Annotated in this window: 15 protein-coding genes and 1 pseudogene; 13 read left to right on the forward strand and 3 right to left on the reverse strand. The window is 54.0% G+C overall.

All coding sequences use genetic code 11. The annotated features are described in order from the left end of the window. Nucleotides 1–60: 60 nt before the first annotated feature. From ACLM7Z_RS09325 to xdhC, 10 genes are all read left to right on the forward strand, one after another. Nucleotides 61–246: a hypothetical protein gene (locus ACLM7Z_RS09325; RefSeq protein WP_087020161.1), complete on the forward strand. Its 186-nt coding sequence runs from the start codon at nt 61–63 to the stop codon at nt 244–246. Nucleotides 247–325: 79 nt separating this feature from the next. Then, on the forward strand, nt 326–892 hold the full coding sequence (locus tag ACLM7Z_RS09330) for a GNAT family N-acetyltransferase (RefSeq protein ID WP_087020166.1): 567 nt from the start codon (nt 326–328) through the stop codon (nt 890–892). Nucleotides 893–929: 37 nt separating this feature from the next. Further along, nucleotides 930–1,307 carry a YaiI/YqxD family protein gene (locus tag ACLM7Z_RS09335; RefSeq protein WP_087020541.1) on the forward strand — a complete coding sequence of 126 codons (378 nt, stop codon included), beginning with the start codon at nt 930–932 and terminating at the stop codon, nt 1,305–1,307. 123 nt (nt 1,308–1,430) lie between these two features. Next, nucleotides 1,431–1,790 (forward strand): YccF domain-containing protein, encoded by a 360-nt coding sequence (locus tag ACLM7Z_RS09340; RefSeq protein ID WP_273350496.1) that lies wholly within the window; start codon nt 1,431–1,433, stop codon nt 1,788–1,790. A 31-nt stretch (nt 1,791–1,821) separates the two neighbouring features. After that, entirely contained in the window at nt 1,822–2,232 is a 411-nt protein-coding gene (locus ACLM7Z_RS09345) for a peptide deformylase (RefSeq protein WP_087020172.1), read from the forward strand. Between the two features lie 20 nt (nt 2,233–2,252). After that, nucleotides 2,253–2,624: a DUF4186 domain-containing protein gene (locus ACLM7Z_RS09350; protein ID WP_435644936.1), complete on the forward strand. Its 372-nt coding sequence runs from the start codon at nt 2,253–2,255 to the stop codon at nt 2,622–2,624. A gap of 158 nt (nt 2,625–2,782) precedes the next feature. Continuing rightward, nucleotides 2,783–3,745, forward strand: coding sequence for a GTP 3',8-cyclase MoaA (gene moaA, locus ACLM7Z_RS09355; RefSeq protein WP_435644937.1), 963 nt, complete (start codon nt 2,783–2,785; stop codon nt 3,743–3,745). Nucleotides 3,746–3,803: 58 nt separating this feature from the next. Then, the gene (xdhA, locus tag ACLM7Z_RS09360) at nt 3,804–6,230 is read left to right on the forward strand and encodes a xanthine dehydrogenase subunit XdhA (RefSeq protein WP_435644938.1); all 2,427 of its coding nucleotides are present in this window, start codon (nt 3,804–3,806) and stop codon (nt 6,228–6,230) included. A gap of 26 nt (nt 6,231–6,256) precedes the next feature. Then, the gene (gene xdhB, locus ACLM7Z_RS09365; protein ID WP_435644939.1) at nt 6,257–7,147 is read left to right on the forward strand and encodes a xanthine dehydrogenase subunit XdhB; all 891 of its coding nucleotides are present in this window, start codon (nt 6,257–6,259) and stop codon (nt 7,145–7,147) included. Then, nucleotides 7,140–7,634: a xanthine dehydrogenase subunit XdhC gene (xdhC, locus tag ACLM7Z_RS09370; protein WP_087020184.1), complete on the forward strand. Its 495-nt coding sequence runs from the start codon at nt 7,140–7,142 to the stop codon at nt 7,632–7,634. The genes xdhB and xdhC overlap by 8 nt, the downstream gene beginning before the upstream one ends. Before the next feature lie 58 nt (nt 7,635–7,692). Here xdhC and ACLM7Z_RS09375 read toward each other — a convergent pair whose 3' ends face one another. Both ACLM7Z_RS09375 and ACLM7Z_RS09380 read right to left on the reverse strand, forming a co-directional pair. Beyond that, nucleotides 7,693–8,853, reverse strand: coding sequence for a DUF4317 domain-containing protein (locus tag ACLM7Z_RS09375; protein WP_087020187.1), 1,161 nt, complete (start codon nt 8,851–8,853; stop codon nt 7,693–7,695). A 140-nt stretch (nt 8,854–8,993) separates the two neighbouring features. After that, nucleotides 8,994–11,609 carry a calcium-translocating P-type ATPase, PMCA-type gene (locus ACLM7Z_RS09380; protein ID WP_435644940.1) on the reverse strand — a complete coding sequence of 872 codons (2,616 nt, stop codon included), beginning with the start codon at nt 11,607–11,609 and terminating at the stop codon, nt 8,994–8,996. A gap of 341 nt (nt 11,610–11,950) precedes the next feature. On the opposite strand from ACLM7Z_RS09380, the gene ACLM7Z_RS09385 reads away from it, so the two are divergent. After that, nucleotides 11,951–12,229, forward strand: coding sequence for a hypothetical protein (locus tag ACLM7Z_RS09385; protein WP_087020193.1), 279 nt, complete (start codon nt 11,951–11,953; stop codon nt 12,227–12,229). A 24-nt stretch (nt 12,230–12,253) separates the two neighbouring features. Beyond that, nucleotides 12,254–14,545, forward strand: coding sequence for a hydratase (locus tag ACLM7Z_RS09390; protein ID WP_273350493.1), 2,292 nt, complete (start codon nt 12,254–12,256; stop codon nt 14,543–14,545). Nucleotides 14,546–14,634: 89 nt separating this feature from the next. Here ACLM7Z_RS09390 and ACLM7Z_RS09395 read toward each other — a convergent pair. Further along, nucleotides 14,635–15,701: pseudogene (locus ACLM7Z_RS09395) on the reverse strand (transposase); the annotation flags it as partial. Nucleotides 15,702–15,746: 45 nt separating this feature from the next. Between ACLM7Z_RS09395 and ACLM7Z_RS09400 the strand changes: the two are divergent. Further along, nucleotides 15,747–17,159 carry an IS3 family transposase gene (locus ACLM7Z_RS09400; protein WP_435644941.1) on the forward strand — a complete coding sequence of 471 codons (1,413 nt, stop codon included), beginning with the start codon at nt 15,747–15,749 and terminating at the stop codon, nt 17,157–17,159.

The following is a 17,159-nucleotide window of genomic DNA, read 5'->3' on the forward strand; positions in this document are numbered from 1 at the left end:
ATAATTTTGGGTATCATCTGCGCCTGACAGGGAAATGCTAACGTCGAGGTGAGAAAAGCAATGGCAGATTATAGGAACCTGACCGAAATGCTCGACCGCGACCGAACCGTGAATGAATATTATCAGGCGCTGCCGGATTTTATCCGCAGCCAGTTGAAGGACGCGGAGATCACATCTTTTGACGAGCTTCAGAAGTATGTGCAGAAAATCGAGATGCAGGAGCGGACAGAATATCCGGAGCTTTAACCGGGATGAAAACAGGGCGGCTTCCGTTGTCGGAAGCCGCCCGCTGTGCTAAAATAGGGGGAAAAGAAGGTGAAGAGACATGATATTGCAGACAAAACGGTGTGTCCTGCGCCCGTGGCGCGAATCGGACGCGCCGGCACTGTATGAATATGCGCGTGACCCGCGTATCGGGCCGGCCGCGGGCTGGCCAGTACATACGGATGTGCAAAACAGCCGCCGGATTATCCAGGAGGTGCTGTCGGAGGAGGAGACCTATGCGGTTGTGCTGCGCGGAGACAGCGCAGATCGACCGGTTGGAAGCATCGGTCTGATGTTCGGCACGGCGAGCAATCTGCCGCTTGGTGAAGGTGAAGCTGAGCTGGGCTACTGGGTTGGCGTGCCATTCTGGGGACAGGGACTCATTCCTGAGGCGGCACATGAGCTGATGCGGCATGGATTTGAGACGCTTGGTCTGCACACCATCTGGTGCGGCTATTTTGCGGGCAACGAAAAATCACGCCGGGTGCAGGAAAAATGCGGCTTCCGCCCGCACCATGTCAACAAAGATCAGCCGTGGCCGCTGATGGGCGATATCCGCACCGAATATATCACGTGTATCACGCGTGCGCAGTGGGAGGAATTGTGTGAAGCCAAAAATTCTGATTGATGCAGACGGCTGTCCGGTCGTCGATTTGACCGTGCACATGGCGTGTGAAGCGGGACTGGAATGCCTGATCCTGTGTGACACCTCACATGTGTTTGATAAGCCGGGTGCGCAGACCCTGATCGTGTCCAAGGGCGCGGACAGCGTGGATTTTGCGCTGGTCAACCGCGTGCAGCGCGGTGATATCGTGGTTACACAGGACTACGGGCTTGCCGCCATGTGTCTGGCGCGCGGTGCGCGCGTGCTGCGGCAGGACGGACTCGAATACACGGCGGACAACATGGATGCGCTGTTGATGGCGCGGCACACGGCGAAAAAAGTCCGTCGCTCCGGCGGGCGCCTGCACGGGAATGCGCGGCGTACAAAGGAGGAAGACCGGAAGTTTATGCGCGCACTGCGCGCTGTGATTGCGGGATAACGTCAAAATTCGATTTTATTTTACACTTTTGTTTCCGGTCTGTCATTGACTGCGGGTACAAAGAAACGTATGATAGCAATAGAATCTATAACCAAGCGTTTCTGGAACAGGAGTGTAAATGACATGAAAACTTTGGGAAATCTGCTCTGGTTTATTTTCGGCGGATGTCTTTCCGGTCTGAGTTGGTGTCTTGCCGGTCTGCTGTGGAGCATTACGATTGTCGGGATTCCGATTGGCAGACAGTGCTTTAAGTTTGCACAAGTGAGTTTTTTCCCGTTCGGCAAGCAAATCGAATACGGCGGCGGTACGGTGTCAATGCTGGTCAATATCATCTGGCTGATTGTGTCCGGCTTCCCGCTTGCACTGGAGCATCTGGCATCCGGCGCTGTGCTGTGTGTGACCATTATCGGCATTCCGTTCGGCTTGCAGCAGTTCAAGCTGGCAAAGCTGGCGCTGATGCCGTTCGGTGCGCGCATTGTTTGAAATTGACAGAAAAAACTGGAGTGAGAGAAGTATGGTAAAACCAATTATGAAGGATATCTTTTTCCTTCAGCAGAAATCAGAGCCCGCAGCAGCGGCGGACGCGCAGGTCATGCGCGACCTGCTGGACACATTACAGGCGCACAGAGAAGAGTGCGTCGGCATGGCAGCGAATATGATCGGCGTGAAGAAGCGCATCATTGCGGTCTGCATCGGGCCGATCCAGCTGCTGATGGTCAACCCGGAAATCGTCAAAAAATCCGAGTCGTATGAGGCAGAGGAGGGCTGTCTGTCGCTGCCCGGCGTGCGCCGCACGACGCGCTATCAGAGCATTGAAGTGGAATATCAGGATCAGCAGTTGAAGCCGCACCGGCAGGCGTTCAGCGGCTGGACGGCACAGATCATCCAGCACGAGGTCGACCACTGCAACGGCATTCTGATCTGATAGAAGGTTTGGGTAAGCAGATGATGTATGAGGAAGACCGGTTCGGAGATCTGTTTTACCGGCTGTCGCGGTCAAAATTCCGCAGCCGGTTTTATCTGAACGAAAAGGAAAAACAGTATGTGCATGACAAGGGCATGGATACCATCCGCCGCCATGCGGAAGATTTTGTCCGCCAGCGCCTTGCGCCTGCTGTCATCCCGAACGACGGGAAGCAGACGCCAATGCGCGGCCATCCGGCTTTTGTTGCACAGCATGCAACGGCGACCTGCTGCCGTGGATGCCTGTCTAAATGGCATCATATTCCGGCAGGCGTGCCGCTGACACAGGCACAGCAGGACTATGTTGTGGATGTTATGATGGCATGGATTGCGCGGCAGATGCGCATGCAGTGAATACAAAGGTACACAGAGGGCCGGAACGGGCAAAATAATCCGTTCCGGCTCATTTTGCAGGTCTGCGGCGGAGTTGGTCTGGTGTTTCTGGCGGCGATATGGTATGATAGAATCAACAAATATACGGCAACATGCATGGAAGGGAGCGGCAGATTTCGGTGAAAGACGGTTACGGAAGAACCATTGATTATCTGCGGATTTCGATTACCGACCGCTGTAATCTCCGCTGTACCTATTGCATGCCGGAGGAGGGCATTCCGTACCTGGCGCACGGTGATATCCTGACCTATGAGGAAATTGAGACTATTTGCCGCGCGATGGCACAAATCGGGCTGAAGCATGTGCGCATCACGGGCGGCGAGCCGCTGGTGCGGCGGCAGTGCTGGCGGCTGGTGAAAAAGCTCCGGCGTGTTCCGGGGCTTCAGACCGTTACGCTGACCACCAACGGGATTTTGCTGGAGGAGCAGGCACAGCAGCTGGTTGCGGCAGGATTGGATGGCGTGAACATCAGTCTGGACACACTGGATGCCGCCGTTTACCGGAGTATTACGCGTTGTGGCGATGTCAGCCGCGTGCTCGCCGGGCTGGAGCAGATGCAGAAATATCCGCAGGTCACGGTAAAGCTGAATTGTGTGCTGGGCGGCGTACAGTGGGAACAAACCGCTGTAGCCGTTGCGGGTCTGGCCAAGCGCTGTCCGGTGCATGTGCGCTTCATTGAGCGCATGCCGCTGGCAGAGGAGGATACACAGAGCTGTGCGCAGGACGATGTGCTCGCCGCACTCGAGGCTGTTTACGGCGCGGCGCAGCCGTGCGAAAAGCCGATGGGGTTCGGCCCGAGCACCTATGTACAGTTTGCAGGCTTTTTGGGCAAAGTCGGGTTTATCAGCGCAGTGAGTCACAAATTCTGCGCGGACTGCAACCGCATCCGCCTGACGGCGGACGGGAAGCTCCGGCTGTGCCTGCAATCCGACCGAATGGTCGACCTGCGGGCGCTGGTGCGCGGCGGGCGCACAGCAGAATTGATTTCCACTGTGCAGGAAGCATTGAAGGAAAAGCCGCAGGCGCATTGCTTTGAGCAGCGCGGGATTGAAACTGCGTGTATGTCGCGCATCGGCGGATAGACAATCCGCATGGCAGGACAGTCGGCGGAATACAATAACAGAACAGGGAGGGGAACGTATGCATGTCGTAGGAAAAGCGCTGCCGCGCGTGGATATCCGCGGCAAAGTGACGGGCGAGGCGAAATATACCGCCGATCTGGAACCCGCCGGTATTCTGCACGGGAAGGTGGTGCACTCCACCATTGCAAATGGTGTAGTTACGGGTTTTGATCTGGAGAAAGCGTTGGCTGTACCCGGTGTCGTCAAAATTGTGACCTGCTTTGATGTGCCGGATCATCCGTTCCCGACCGCCGGACATCCGTGGAGCGTGGAAACACGCCATCAGGATATCCGTGACCGAAAACTGCTCAATCAGCGCGTGCGCTATTACGGCGATGATATTGCGGCGGTTGTGGCGGAGACTGAGCTGGCTGCGGAAAAAGCGGCGCGGCTGGTAAAAGTACAATACGAGGAATACCAGCCGATTGTCACGACGGAGGCGGCGATGCGCGAGGGCGCAACCCCACTGCACCCTGAGCTGAGAAAGGACAACGTCATCGTACATTCCCATATGACAATGGGACCGTCGGATTTTACTTTTGAAGAAGGCAGAAAACAGGCGGAGGAACAGTACGGGGCGGACAACATCGCAGTTGTCGACCGGGTTTATCATACCCCGCGTGTTTCACATTGTCACCTTGAACTTCCGACTTCATGGGCATATGTGGAAACCAACGGCAAAATTACCGTTGTGACTTCCACACAAATTCCGCATATTGTGCGCCGGTGTACGGCGCAGGCGCTCGGCGTCCCGGTGGGACAGGTGCGCATCATTAAACCGTATATCGGCGGCGGCTTCGGCAATAAGCAGGATACCCTGTATGAGCCACTCAATGCCTATCTGTCGCTTTCAGTCGGCGGCAGGGCAGTCAGGCTGGAAATCAGCCGTGAGGAGACCATTGTCAGCACGCGCACCCGCCATGCCATTGACGGGCATTGCCGCGGCATCGTCACCAAGGACGGGCGCATTTTGGCGCGCCAGTTGGAGGCGTATGCCAACAACGGTGCGTATGCGTCGCACGGGCATGCCATCTGTGCCAACTGCGGCAATGTCTTTAAGGATTTGTACCGTGACGAGATGGGCGCGGAAATCGACTGCTGGACGGTGTATACCTCGTCCCCGACGGCGGGCGCCATGCGTGGCTATGGCATTCCGCAGTCCATCTGGATGGCGGAATGTCTGACGGATGATCTGGCATATGCCATCGGCGCAGACCCCTGCCAGTTTCGACTGGACAACTGCATGCAGGCTGGCTTTGTCGATCCCGCGAACGGCATCACATTCCATTCCTATGGTCTGAAGAAATGCATCGAAGCGGGACGAAAACACATTGGCTGGGATGAAAAGTGGGAAAATTACCGTCATCAGACCGGCTCTGTGCGCCGCGGCGTGGGCATGGCGATTTTTTGCTATAAGACAGGCGTGCATCCGATTTCACTCGAGACCGCATCCGTCCGCATGGTGCTCAACCAGGATGGTTCGATACAGTTGTGCATGGGAGCGACGGAAATCGGGCAGGGTGCGGATACCGTGTTCACCCAGATGGCGGCAGAAACAACCGGCATCACACCCGACCGTATCTATGCCGTTTCAACACAGGATACGGATATCACGCCGTTTGATACCGGTGCATATGCCTCTCGACAGACCTATGTCTCCGGCATGGCGTGTAAAAAGTGCGCCGAAGAGCTGCGCGCCAAAATTCTGGCGTATGCGGTGCGCATGCTCAATCAGGACGGAATCCAGATGGAGCAGACCATTTATGCCGGTCAGGTGAAACAGGCTGTCCAAAAATTACAGCAGTCGATTGGCCTGCGTGACGGCGAGCCGGTCTCTGCGGATATGCTGGACATCGTGGACAACAAAATTGTCGTTTCCGGCGGCGAACCGGTGCTGTTCGACGTCGCTGAGGTCGCTACGACGGCGTTTTATTCGCTCGATGATTCGCGGCACCTGACTGCGGAGGTCACCAACCAGTGCAAGGACAATTCGTTTGCGTCCGGCTGCTGCTTCGTGGAAATTGAGATTGACCTCCCGCTCGGACTTGTCACCGTGAAGGATATCATCAATGTGCATGATTCGGGTACGATCATCAATCCGCAGACCGCGCGCGGGCAGGTACAGGGCGGCATGAGCATGGGTCTTGGCTACGGTCTTTCTGAAGAGTTGCTGATAGATGAAAAGACCGGTCGCGTACGGAATGACAACCTGCTGGATTATAAAATTCCGACTGCGATGGATACACCTGATCTGCATGTGGAATTTATTGAACTGGATGACCCCACCGGGCCGTATGGAAACAAATCACTCGGCGAGCCGCCTGCCATCCCGGTGGCACCCGCCATCCGCAACGCGATTCTGAACGCGACCGGTGTGGCAATGGACACGGCGCCCATGACTGCACAGCGGCTGATTGCGGCGTTCCGGCAGCATGGGTTGATTTAAGTCTCTGAGATCGGAGGGAGCATACCATGTATGACATCAAATCGTTTTACGAGGCTTCGAGTGTTTCGGATGCGGTCGATGCGCTGGTGCGCGAGCCGGATGCGGAGATTATCAGCGGCGGCACAGATGTGCTCATCCGCGTGCGAAATGGACGCGACACCGGGAAAGCACTCGTTTCCATCCACAATCTGAACGAATGGAAGGGCGTGCGCCTGACGGAAGACGGCGACCTTTGGATTGGTGCGGGCACTGCATTTTCTCACATCACCGCAGATCCGTTGATTCAACGATATGTGCCGATGCTGGGCGAAGCAGTCGATCAGGTCGGCGGCCCACAGATTCGCAATGTCGCCACCATCGGCGGCAACATCTGCAACGGTGCGACATCGGCGGATTCTGCGTCTACCATGTGCACACTGGAAGCAGAGGTCGTACTGAGCGGCCCGAACGGGCAGCGTGTTGTCCCGGTGTGCGAGTTTTACACTGGACCGGGCAAGACCGTGCGCGAGCGGACGGAGGTTTGCACGCATTTTCTCATCCGGCGGGAAAATTTTGAGGGATGGTCGGGCGAGTATATCAAGTACGGCAAGCGCCGGGCGATGGAAATTGCGACGCTCGGCTGTGCCGTGCGCGTCAAGCTGTCACAGGATAAAACGCGCTTTGAAGATGTGCGGCTGGCTTATGGCGTGGCCGCACCGACGCCGGTGCGCTGCCGGGCTGCGGAGGATGTGCTGCGCGGCTGTGCGGTTGCGGACAGCCAAGCAGCCGCAGCATTTGCCAAAACCGCGCTGACTGAGGTCAATCCGCGCTCGTCGTGGCGCGCATCGAAGGAATTTCGTTTGCAGCTGGTAGAGGAACTCGCCAAACGCGCGCTGTACGCAGCAGTACAGAAGGCAGGAGGGATCCCATATGCTTAACATTGTACATATGACGGTCAACGGGAAGGAACAGGAGCTTGCTGTTGATGTGCGTGAGTCTCTGCTGGATACATTGCGGAATCGCTTGCATCTGACCTCGGTCAAAAAAGGCTGTGAGGTCGGCGAATGTGGGGCATGTACGGTGCTGGTCGACGGCGAGGCAGTAGACAGCTGCCTGTATCTGACCATGTGGGCAGATGGCAAACATGTGCTGACTGTAGAGGGGCTGAAGGGGCCGAACGGTGAGCTGTCGCCCATCCAGCAGGCCTTCATTGATGAAGCTGCCGTGCAGTGCGGCTTCTGTACGCCCGGACTGATCCTGACCGCAGTAGAAATCGTCGGAACCGGTAAGACATACAGCAGGGAGCAACTGAAAAAGCTGATTTCCGGCCATTTGTGCCGCTGCACCGGCTATGAGAGCATTTTAAACGCCATGGAACGCATTGCCGGAGAAAAACGGGAGCAGACAGCATCGGACGACAGATAACAACACATAAAAATGCACACCCTCGTTCGGGGGTGTGCATTGCTGCATAACAGGGAATTTATTCTCCTGCTTGCGCCGTGGCAAGCTCCGGCTCAAACTGGATGGTTACGCCGCTGACTTCCACATTGTCCTCGGCGCGAATCAGGATGTACTTGATGCCGTCGATGGTTTTTGTCTGAATCAGGTCGCGCGCTTCCGGCTTGACCTGAATGGTCACACCGGTTGTTTTGATATCGAAGCGCCGGTTGTCGATGATGTTTTTCGGGCTGACTGTCTGTCCTGCGCCAAAAGCGGCATCGAACTGCTCTTGAAAGGCATCGAGATGTTGTTCGGAAACGCCGCAGTCCTCCAATACCTCTTCGACTGTTTCGCGGTTAATCATCAGCGGTTCGGGCACTTTGCTTTCCTTGTGCATCTGGATCAGATCACTGAGCTGCTCGTGCACCGCCTGCACGACCTCCATGCTGCACTCTTCTTCCAGAGAAGCGGACAGCACTGTCTCAAAGCTGCGCCGCTGCTCCATGGCGGGTTTGGGCGCTTCTGCCTGGAAAATTGTGCTGATAAATTCCTCATGCGCATCGTCATCGCTGCGGGTATAGCACAGTGAATTATACAGGTTGGTCGTGCGGTCGTCGAAGGCGGGGAACAGGAAGCCGAGCTGCGGCGGGGAAACCAGCCAGTTTCCGGCAATGGTGCAGAACGACTGCTGCTGATAATCATAGCCCAGCCCCGGTTTGGATTTTTTCACCGGGCAAATGCTGCAAATAATATGGGAGAATACATCCTCGGAACCGTCGGACAGCTCGAGGTCATCCTTTCCACGATATGGCACATCATAGGCGTTGTGCGCCATCAGGATGAGGTAATTTTCCCCAAGCGATACGCAGGAGATGACCTTCTGATAGAAGGTATTGCGCGCATCGGCGTCCTCCAGACGGCTGTCGCGCAGCTTCATCAGCAGCGCGTGCGCTTCGCCATGCATCACCTGTTCGTTGCTGAACGGGATATCGAGCAGATTTTTGCCGAGCGTGCCCGAAAGACTTTTTTTCAGCAGCCCGAGATATGCCTCGGATTCCTCTTGTGTCGTCAGCCCGAGAGACTGCTCGAAGGTGGAGACAATCGTGCGGTTTTCATTGACATAGCAGCCATATACCTTTGAAATTCCACTGCGATCCGGGCGAAGCTGACGGCGCAGTTCGGAAACTTCTTTTTCAATCATAGCATAACTCCTGTTCTGGGTAATCGAAAATGTATTGCCATTTTACCGCGCAACCGGAGGAATTGTCAACATGGGTGTGCCGCAGAAAAAAGCCCGGCGTCCGCGCAGATGACGCGGTACCGGGCAAAAGCCAGACAGGCTTAGTGACTGTGCCGAATCAGACCACATGCCTTGGAAAACTCCATGACTGCCACGGGGACGAAAATCAGCACCAGCCCGATGAGATACAGGCTTACCGGCAGGCGAACCAGTCCGAACGGGATGGACAGCGGCGTAAACAGCACCAGAGCGACCAGCACAATGGATACCAGTGCTGCCTGATTCAGTCTTCGATTGCGGAACACGCCGATGCGGAACAGCGAGTGCTCAGAGCGCATGTTAAATGCCTGAATGACCTGGGACAGCGAAAGGACGAGGAATGCCAGTGTCTGTCCGCCAGCCAGCTCGCCGGTGACGGTCTGTCCGATGTGGAAGGCAAGCAGACACAACGCACCGAACAGAACGCCTTGAAGTACGATGCGCACGCCAAAGCCGTGGGCAAATAAGCTCTCATTTTTCGGGCGCGGTTTCTGATCCATGACATCCGATTCAACTGCCTCCATGCCGAGCGCAATAGCGGGCAGACTGTCGGTGACGAGGTTGGTCCACAGCAGCTGCATGGACAACAGCGGTGATCTGTGCCACAGCAGCATGGCGGCAAAGACAGCAATGACCTCGCCGATGTTGGTTCCGAGCAGGAAGCCGACGACCTTTTTGATGTTTGCATAAATGCCGCGTCCTTCGCGCACTGCGTCGACAATGGTGGCAAAGTTGTCATCTGTCAGTGTGATATCAGCGGCGCCCTTGGCGACATCCGTGCCGGTGATGCCCATCGCGCAGCCGATATCAGCGGCCTTGAGTGCGGGTGCGTCGTTGACGCCGTCGCCGGTCATGGACACGATCTGGTCTTTGCGTTGCCATGCCTTGACGATGCGGATTTTATTTTCCGGTGAAACGCGCGCATAGACGGAGATGTGTTCCACCTGTGCGTCCAGTTCCGTTTCACTCATCGCATCGAGCTCAGTTCCGGTAACAGCGCGGTCGCCGTCTTGAAAAATACCCAGTTCGCGCGCGATAGCTGTGGCAGTTACAACATGGTCGCCGGTAATCATCACTGGCTTAATGCCGGCTTTGCGGCAGACGCCGACGGCTTTCTGTGCTTCCGGGCGCGGCGGATCGATCATGCCGACCAGACCCAGGAAGATCAGCCTGCTTTCCAGCTCTTCCGGAATCGGCACGGTGGGGACACAGTCGATTTCTTTGTATGCGACTGCCAGCACGCGCAGGGCGGAGGCGCTCAGCTGTTCGGTGATACGCTGTGCGGCTTCCAGATTGCCGCTGATACAGCGCGACGCCATCACATCAAACGCACCCTTGACGATGACAACATACCTGCCATCGATTTTATTTATCGTGCTCATGAGTTTGCGGTCGGAATCGAATGGGATTTCTGCCAAACGGGGGCATGCCCGGTTGAGCTCGTTCTTCGGCATGCCGTTTTTGTGGGCGGCAAGAATAATAGCGGTTTCAGTCGGGTCGCCGATGTGCTGTTCTTGGCCGTTTTCAAATACAACGGAGCCATCACAGCAGAGCGCACCATATCGCAGCAGCTGTTTGATTTCTTTGGAATTGTCTGTGGAGATGTCCTCCGGGCTGTCCATACCGTCGAGCCATGCCTTGGTGAGCGTCATGCGGTTTTGGGTCAGCGTGCCGGTTTTATCCGAGCAAATTATAGACGCACTTCCCAGTGTCTCGACAGCGGGGAGGCGGCGGATAATTGCGTTTTTGCTGACCATGCGCTGCACGCCGATGGACAGAACGATGGTGACAATGGCCGGAAGACCCTCTGGAATTGCGGAAACAGCGAGGGAAACGGCGGTCATGAAGATTTCCATCGACGGGATACCGTTCAGAATGCCGACAACAAAGATAATTGCACAGGCAGCGAGTGCGAGAATGCCCAGATATTTGCCGAGCTGCGCCAGCTTTTTCTGGAGCGGCGTCATGCTTTCCTCCTCGGCTTCGAGGAGGTTGGCAATGTTACCCATCTCGGTGTTCATACCGGTAGCGGTGACGACAGCTGTTGCGGTGCCGTAGGTGATGCTGCAACCGGAAAAGACCATGTTGGTGCGGTCGCCCAGCGGGGCGTCCTCTGCAATGACCGCTTGTGCGTCCTTTTCTGCGGGGACGGATTCACCGGTGAGGGCGGATTCTTCACTTTTCAGACTGGCACTCTGGATAAGCCGCGCATCTGCGGGGATAAAATCGCCTGCTTCCAGGCGGATAATGTCGCCTGGGACAAGCTCACTCGCGTCAATAACGGTTTCTTTTCCGTCGCGCAGGACACGGGCATGCGGTGCGGAGAGATTTTTGAGCGCGTCGAGCGCTTTTTCTGCCTTGCTCTCCTGCAGGACACCCATCATTGCGTTGAGTACGACAATGAGCAGGATGAGCACTGGCTCAAAGAAGCCTTCCGGATCGCCTTCGATACAGGCGATGACAAAGGAAACTGCGGCAGCTGCAATCAGAATCAGGATCATAACATCCTTGAATTGATCGATAAACCGGCGCAGATTGCTTTTTTTCTTCTTTTCACGCAGCCTGTTTGATCCATACTGCTGTTTGCGCTGCACAGCCTGGCTGCTGCTCAGACCGTCGGACAGGCTGGAAGCAAGCTCCTGCATGACGGTCTCACCCGTTTCATGATGGAATATCATAGAGCATCCTCCTTGTTTGGGAATATTGGAATATCAAGACAGCTAGGGCGTATCAGAAAAGTCGAAACGTTTGACTCTTTCTACAAGTGCGGATCGCTTCATCGTTAAAAACACTTGAAATCCGAACGGATTCCTGCGAGCTTTTGTCGAGAATCGACCTCGCCTTTGCGAAATATTCGTCATTTTCTTGGTTTTTAGATAGCGCCTGGAAAAAGTTCGATATTTCCTCAGATTACAGAATCTGCTGCGCTTTTGGACATTATACATGATTCATGCGGAAAATACATGCAGATTCCCGTTTTTGTTGTGTTAAGGATGATCTGACCGGCAACGGAGGATGGATGGCGGAAGAGACAAAAGAAGTACCTGCAAGATGTACGGAGATTACCCCTGCTACTGCTCCGGGGGAAGCCGAACACGCCGATGTTGCAGAATGGAGCGGAAAAAAGCACGATTTTTGCAAAGAAATAGAAGGAATTCCGCGCTTTTTGATTGAAGAATTGAAAAAGATATCATATAATATTTCTAAAGAACAGCAGAACGGCTTTGTGTGGACATCTGCGCAGGCCGGGACGTTGTCCGCAAAACCAGAGTATTCGATAACGATTTCCAATCGATGACGAATAAAGAAGGGAGCAAATCAAATGGTCAAATTATATGACGGCGGCGTATATCTGGTCGGCGGCAAGGAAATTGTCGCAGAGCAGGATGCAGCGAAGGTACAGGCACTGACCGGACAGGCGGCAGACAAGGAGGAAGCAAAGAAGGGCACGATTGCCTATTCCATCCTCTCCGCGCACAACACCTCCGGCAACATGGACAAGCTGAAAATTAAGTTTGACGCCATGACTTCGCATGACATCACGTTTGTCGGCATTGTCCAGACAGCCAAAGCATCCGGCATGGAGAAATTCCCGATCCCGTATGTCCTGACCAACTGCCACAACTCGCTGTGTGCGGTCGGCGGTACCATCAACGAGGACGACCATGTATTCGGCCTGTCCGCTGCGAAGAAGTATGGCGGCATTTATGTTCCGCCGCATCTGGCAGTTATCCACCAGTACATGCGCGAAAAAATGGCAGGCTGCGGCAAGATGATTCTCGGCTCGGACAGCCACACCCGTTATGGCGCACTGGGCACCATGGCAATCGGCGAAGGCGGCGGCGAGCTGGTCAAGCAGCTGCTGTGTGATACCTATGATGTCAGCTATCCGGGCGTTGTCGGCATTTATCTGGACGGCAAGCCGCAGCCGGGTGTCGGCCCGCAGGATATCGCACTGGCAATCATCGGCGCAGTCTTCAAGTGCGGCTATGTCAAGAACAAGGTCATGGAATTTGTCGGCCCGGGCATCGCTTCGATGACCACCGATTTCCGCAACGGCGTCGATGTTATGACGACGGAGACCACCTGCCTGTCTTCGATCTGGTGCACGGATGACGACACCAAGGCATATCTGACGATGCATGGCCGCGGCGATGACTATAAGAAGCTCAATCCGGCGGATGTTGCATACTATGATGGCATGGTTTATGTTGACCTGAGCACCGTCAAGCCGATGATCGCACTGCCGTTCCATCCGAGCAACACCTATGAGATCGACGAGCTGAACGCAAACCTCGGCGATATCCTGCGTGCAGTAGAGAAGGATGCGGAGCGCCTGATCGGTGGCAATTCCGATATCAAGTTTACGCTGATCGATAAGATTGTAAATGGCAAGCTACAGGTACAGCAGGGCATCATTGCCGGCTGCGCAGGCGGCGGCTACACCAATGTCATGGAAGCAGCACACATCCTGCGCGGCGCACAGTGCGGCGCGGACGAGTTCACACTGTCCGTCTATCCGTCTTCCATGCCGGTTTACATGGATCTCGTCAAGAAGGGCGCAGTTTCCGAGCTGATGGCAGCAGGTGCTGTTCTCAAGACCGCATTCTGCGGCCCGTGCTTCGGTGCAGGCGACACACCGGCAAACAACGGCCTGAGCATCCGCCATACGACGAGAAACTTCCCGAACCGCGAGGGCTCGAAGCCGGGCAGCGGTCAGATGTCCTCTGTCGCACTGATGGACGCGCGTTCCATCGCGGCAACGGCGGCAAACGGCGGCATTCTGACTCCGGCAACCGCAGTGGTCGACGATTATGTTGTACCGGAATACGAGTTCGACGATTCGTCCTATCGTTCCCGCGTCTATCAGGGCTACAATGCACCGGTTGAGGGTGCAGAGCTGGTTTACGGCCCGAATATCAAGGACTGGCCGCAGATGAGCGCACTGACCGACAACATCCTGCTCAAGGTATGTACCAAGATCATGGACGACGTCACTACGACTGATGAGCTGATTCCGTCCGGTGAGACCTCATCCTACCGCTCCAACCCGCTGGGTCTGGCAGAGTTTACGCTGTCCCGCCGCGATCCGAAGTATGTCGGACGCTCCAAGGAGGTCGACAAGCTGGAAAAGGCGCGCGCCGCAGGCAAGAATCCGGTTGACCTTGAGCCGGAGCTGGAGAAGGTTTATGCACAGATCAAGACCATCGATCCGGACATGGTTCCGGCCGATACCGAAATCGGCAGCATGATCTACTGTGTCAAGCCGGGCGATGGCTCTGCGCGTGAGCAGGCGGCTTCCTGCCAGCGTGTCATTGGTGGTCTGGCAAACATCTGCCGCGAATATGCGACCAAGCGGTATCGCTCCAACGTCATGAACTGGGGCATGCTTCCGTTCCAGATGAAGGGCGAGCCGGAGTTTGAGATCGGCGATTACATCTATATCCCGAATGTCAAGGTCGCACTTGACGGCGATATGCAGGACATCAAGGCGTACGTTCTCGGCGAGCAGGTAAAGGAGATTTCCCTTTACATCGCGGATATGACGCCGGATGAAAAGAAGATTGTCAAGGCAGGCTGCCTGATTAACTACAATCGCAATCGCAACCGCTGAGTTGTGGCAAATCAAGATGCCTGAAAGAATACAAAAGGAGGGGCTGCACAAGCAGCCCCTCTGAGCCTGTCGAAGAACCCGGCTGCGCATTAAGCGAGAGCCAGATTTTGGCACATATAGGGAAAAAGCCGGAAAACTGGAATAGGGAAATGGATCTTCCACTTCCACATAGCCAGCTTTTTCAGATTCATGGCAGCAAATTTAAGCTTCACCCAGTTGGTAACTTGAGCCAAGCCTCGATATTGTGTATAGCGCATACCATGCTTTTCTTTGGCATCTGCAAATACACGTTCAATCTTTTGTTGTCGGAGTTTATATAAGTCACGATATTCAGTCATATGACGTGCGTCTTCTGCCAACTCTACATAATCAGCCCATACGTGTCTGGTGACAGTCTTTTCAAACTTTGCACTCGATGTACACAGCTCTCTGGTCGGACAATGTTCGCAGACGTATGACCTGCTCTTATATTCACGATATCCATCTTTGTTCGTTGTTGCATAATGAAGTGTTTTATACTCCGGACAGATTACACAATCATAATACTCATCATAAACATATTTCCACCATTCATGACCGCCTTTCTTTGTCATTGGACGTTTATATGCTGTAGATAATACTCTTCCACTCTCAAAAATACGTTTACAAATCGAAGGAGTTTTGTAGGCGCTGTCTGCTACTATCGTTTTATGTTCTGGGTAATGTTCGCAAAGCTGGTCATATAACGGGTCAAATGCTACACTGTCATGTACATTTCCTGCTGTTACTTCTACGTCGAGAATAAAATTATGCTTGTCACAGGCTGTATGCGCTTCGTAGGCAAAACACTTCTTGTGTTCACCTTTATGGAATACGCCGGCATCCGGATCCGTTGTCGAAACTGTTATTTCTTTCTCCTTTGGCGGTGTTGAATCGTCATCATCGTTGAATGGCTTTTTGTCGTGTTCTTCGCGATCTCTGTTAATTTCTTCCGCAGCTCCTTTGCATATCGTTTTGCTTCAACTGGAACAGCTTTTCGTGCTTTTTTCTTCATGTTTGCACTTGCTTTGATATGTGTCCCATCGATAAAAATTGCACTCGTATCCAGAAATCCTTCCTTTGCTGCTGTGTTCAATATCCACCGAAATATATATTCTACAGTTGCTGTTGTAAAACGATGGGCCTGCGGACAAAAAGTTGGACTCCAAAAGGAGGGAACTGAATGTATACAAAAGAGCAGGAAGAAATCGCACTAAGAGAATACGAGCGGCTGGGATCAATAGCTGCTGTAATCCGTCGGTTAGGATACCCGAGCGAGTCTACGCTTTACCGCTGGTATGAGCGCAAAAAAGCCGGGTTAGAGAACAGACATGGCCACACAGAAGAGTCTCCCACAGAGATGGATCATCACTGCAACACATCGGGGCATCCAAGGCATCCCTCAGCAGAATTCAAATATGAGGTAATTCACCGTTGCTTTGAATTAGGCGAAGATGTAGAATATGTATCAAGGGAAATCGGATACAGCCGTATGAGCATATACGTCTGGCGCAGGAAATATCTGAAGTATGGGATGGTGGGTCTGATGGCGAAGAGAAAAAGCATACCAAGGGAGCCGTTGCCTCAGGATCATGCATTGCCTGAATCTGAGGAACTGGAGAATCTTCGAACGCAACTCCAGGAACTGCAGTTTGAAGTAGATGTGCTGAAGGAGACCATCTCAGTTTTAAAAAAAGACCCCGGCATCGATCTAACGGTACTCAGAAACCGTGAAAAGGCAGTGATCATCGATGCCTTGAAGGGGAAATATGCACTGCCAGCGCTGCTGTCCCGTTTTAAGATGGCCAAAAGCAGTTACTATTACCAGCAAGCTGTTATGAACAAACCCGACAAATATCTATCCCAACGGGCACAAATCACCTCGATTTTTCACGAAAACAGGGGCATATATGGTTACCGTCGCATTTATCTGGCGCTGAAGCGCAAAGGGATTATGCTCTCCGAGAAGATCATCCGCCGGATCATGAAAGAAGAAAAACTGGTGGTTTTGCGCTCGAAGAAACGAAAATATAGTTCGTATTTGGGGGAAATCACACCCGAAGTAGAGAACATCATTTTACGCGATTTCCATGCAAATCAGCCGTATGAGAAGTTGCTGACGGATATCACAGAATTTGCCCTTTCGAACGGCAAGCTATATCTCTCCGCCATGATCGATTGTTTTGATGGAATGGTTGTGGGCTGGACGATCGGAACCCGCCCCAATGCCGATCTGGTCAACACCATGTTGGATCAAGTGATTGCCGATCTGCCAGAGGGCTGTCATCCGATTGTCCATTCTGACAGGGGCTGCCATTATCGATGGCCCGGATGGATTGAACGGATGAATGGGGCTGGTCTCATTCGCTCTATGTCTAAGAAGGGCTGCTCCCCCGATAACGCAGCCTGCGAAGGTTTCTTTGGAAGGCTCAAAAACGAAATGTTCTATGGCCGCTCTTGGACAGGAGTCTCGCTTGACGATTTTAGCCGGGAGATTGACCGCTATATCAATTGGTATAACCATAAACGCATCAAGTTATCTTTAGGCGGGCTGAGCCCGATTGAGTATAGACATCATCTTGGTTTTGCTGCATAA

It is taken from the genome of Butyricicoccus porcorum (genome assembly GCF_051246315.1).
In the GTDB taxonomy this organism is placed as follows: domain Bacteria; phylum Bacillota; class Clostridia; order Oscillospirales; family Butyricicoccaceae; genus Butyricicoccus_A; species Butyricicoccus_A porcorum.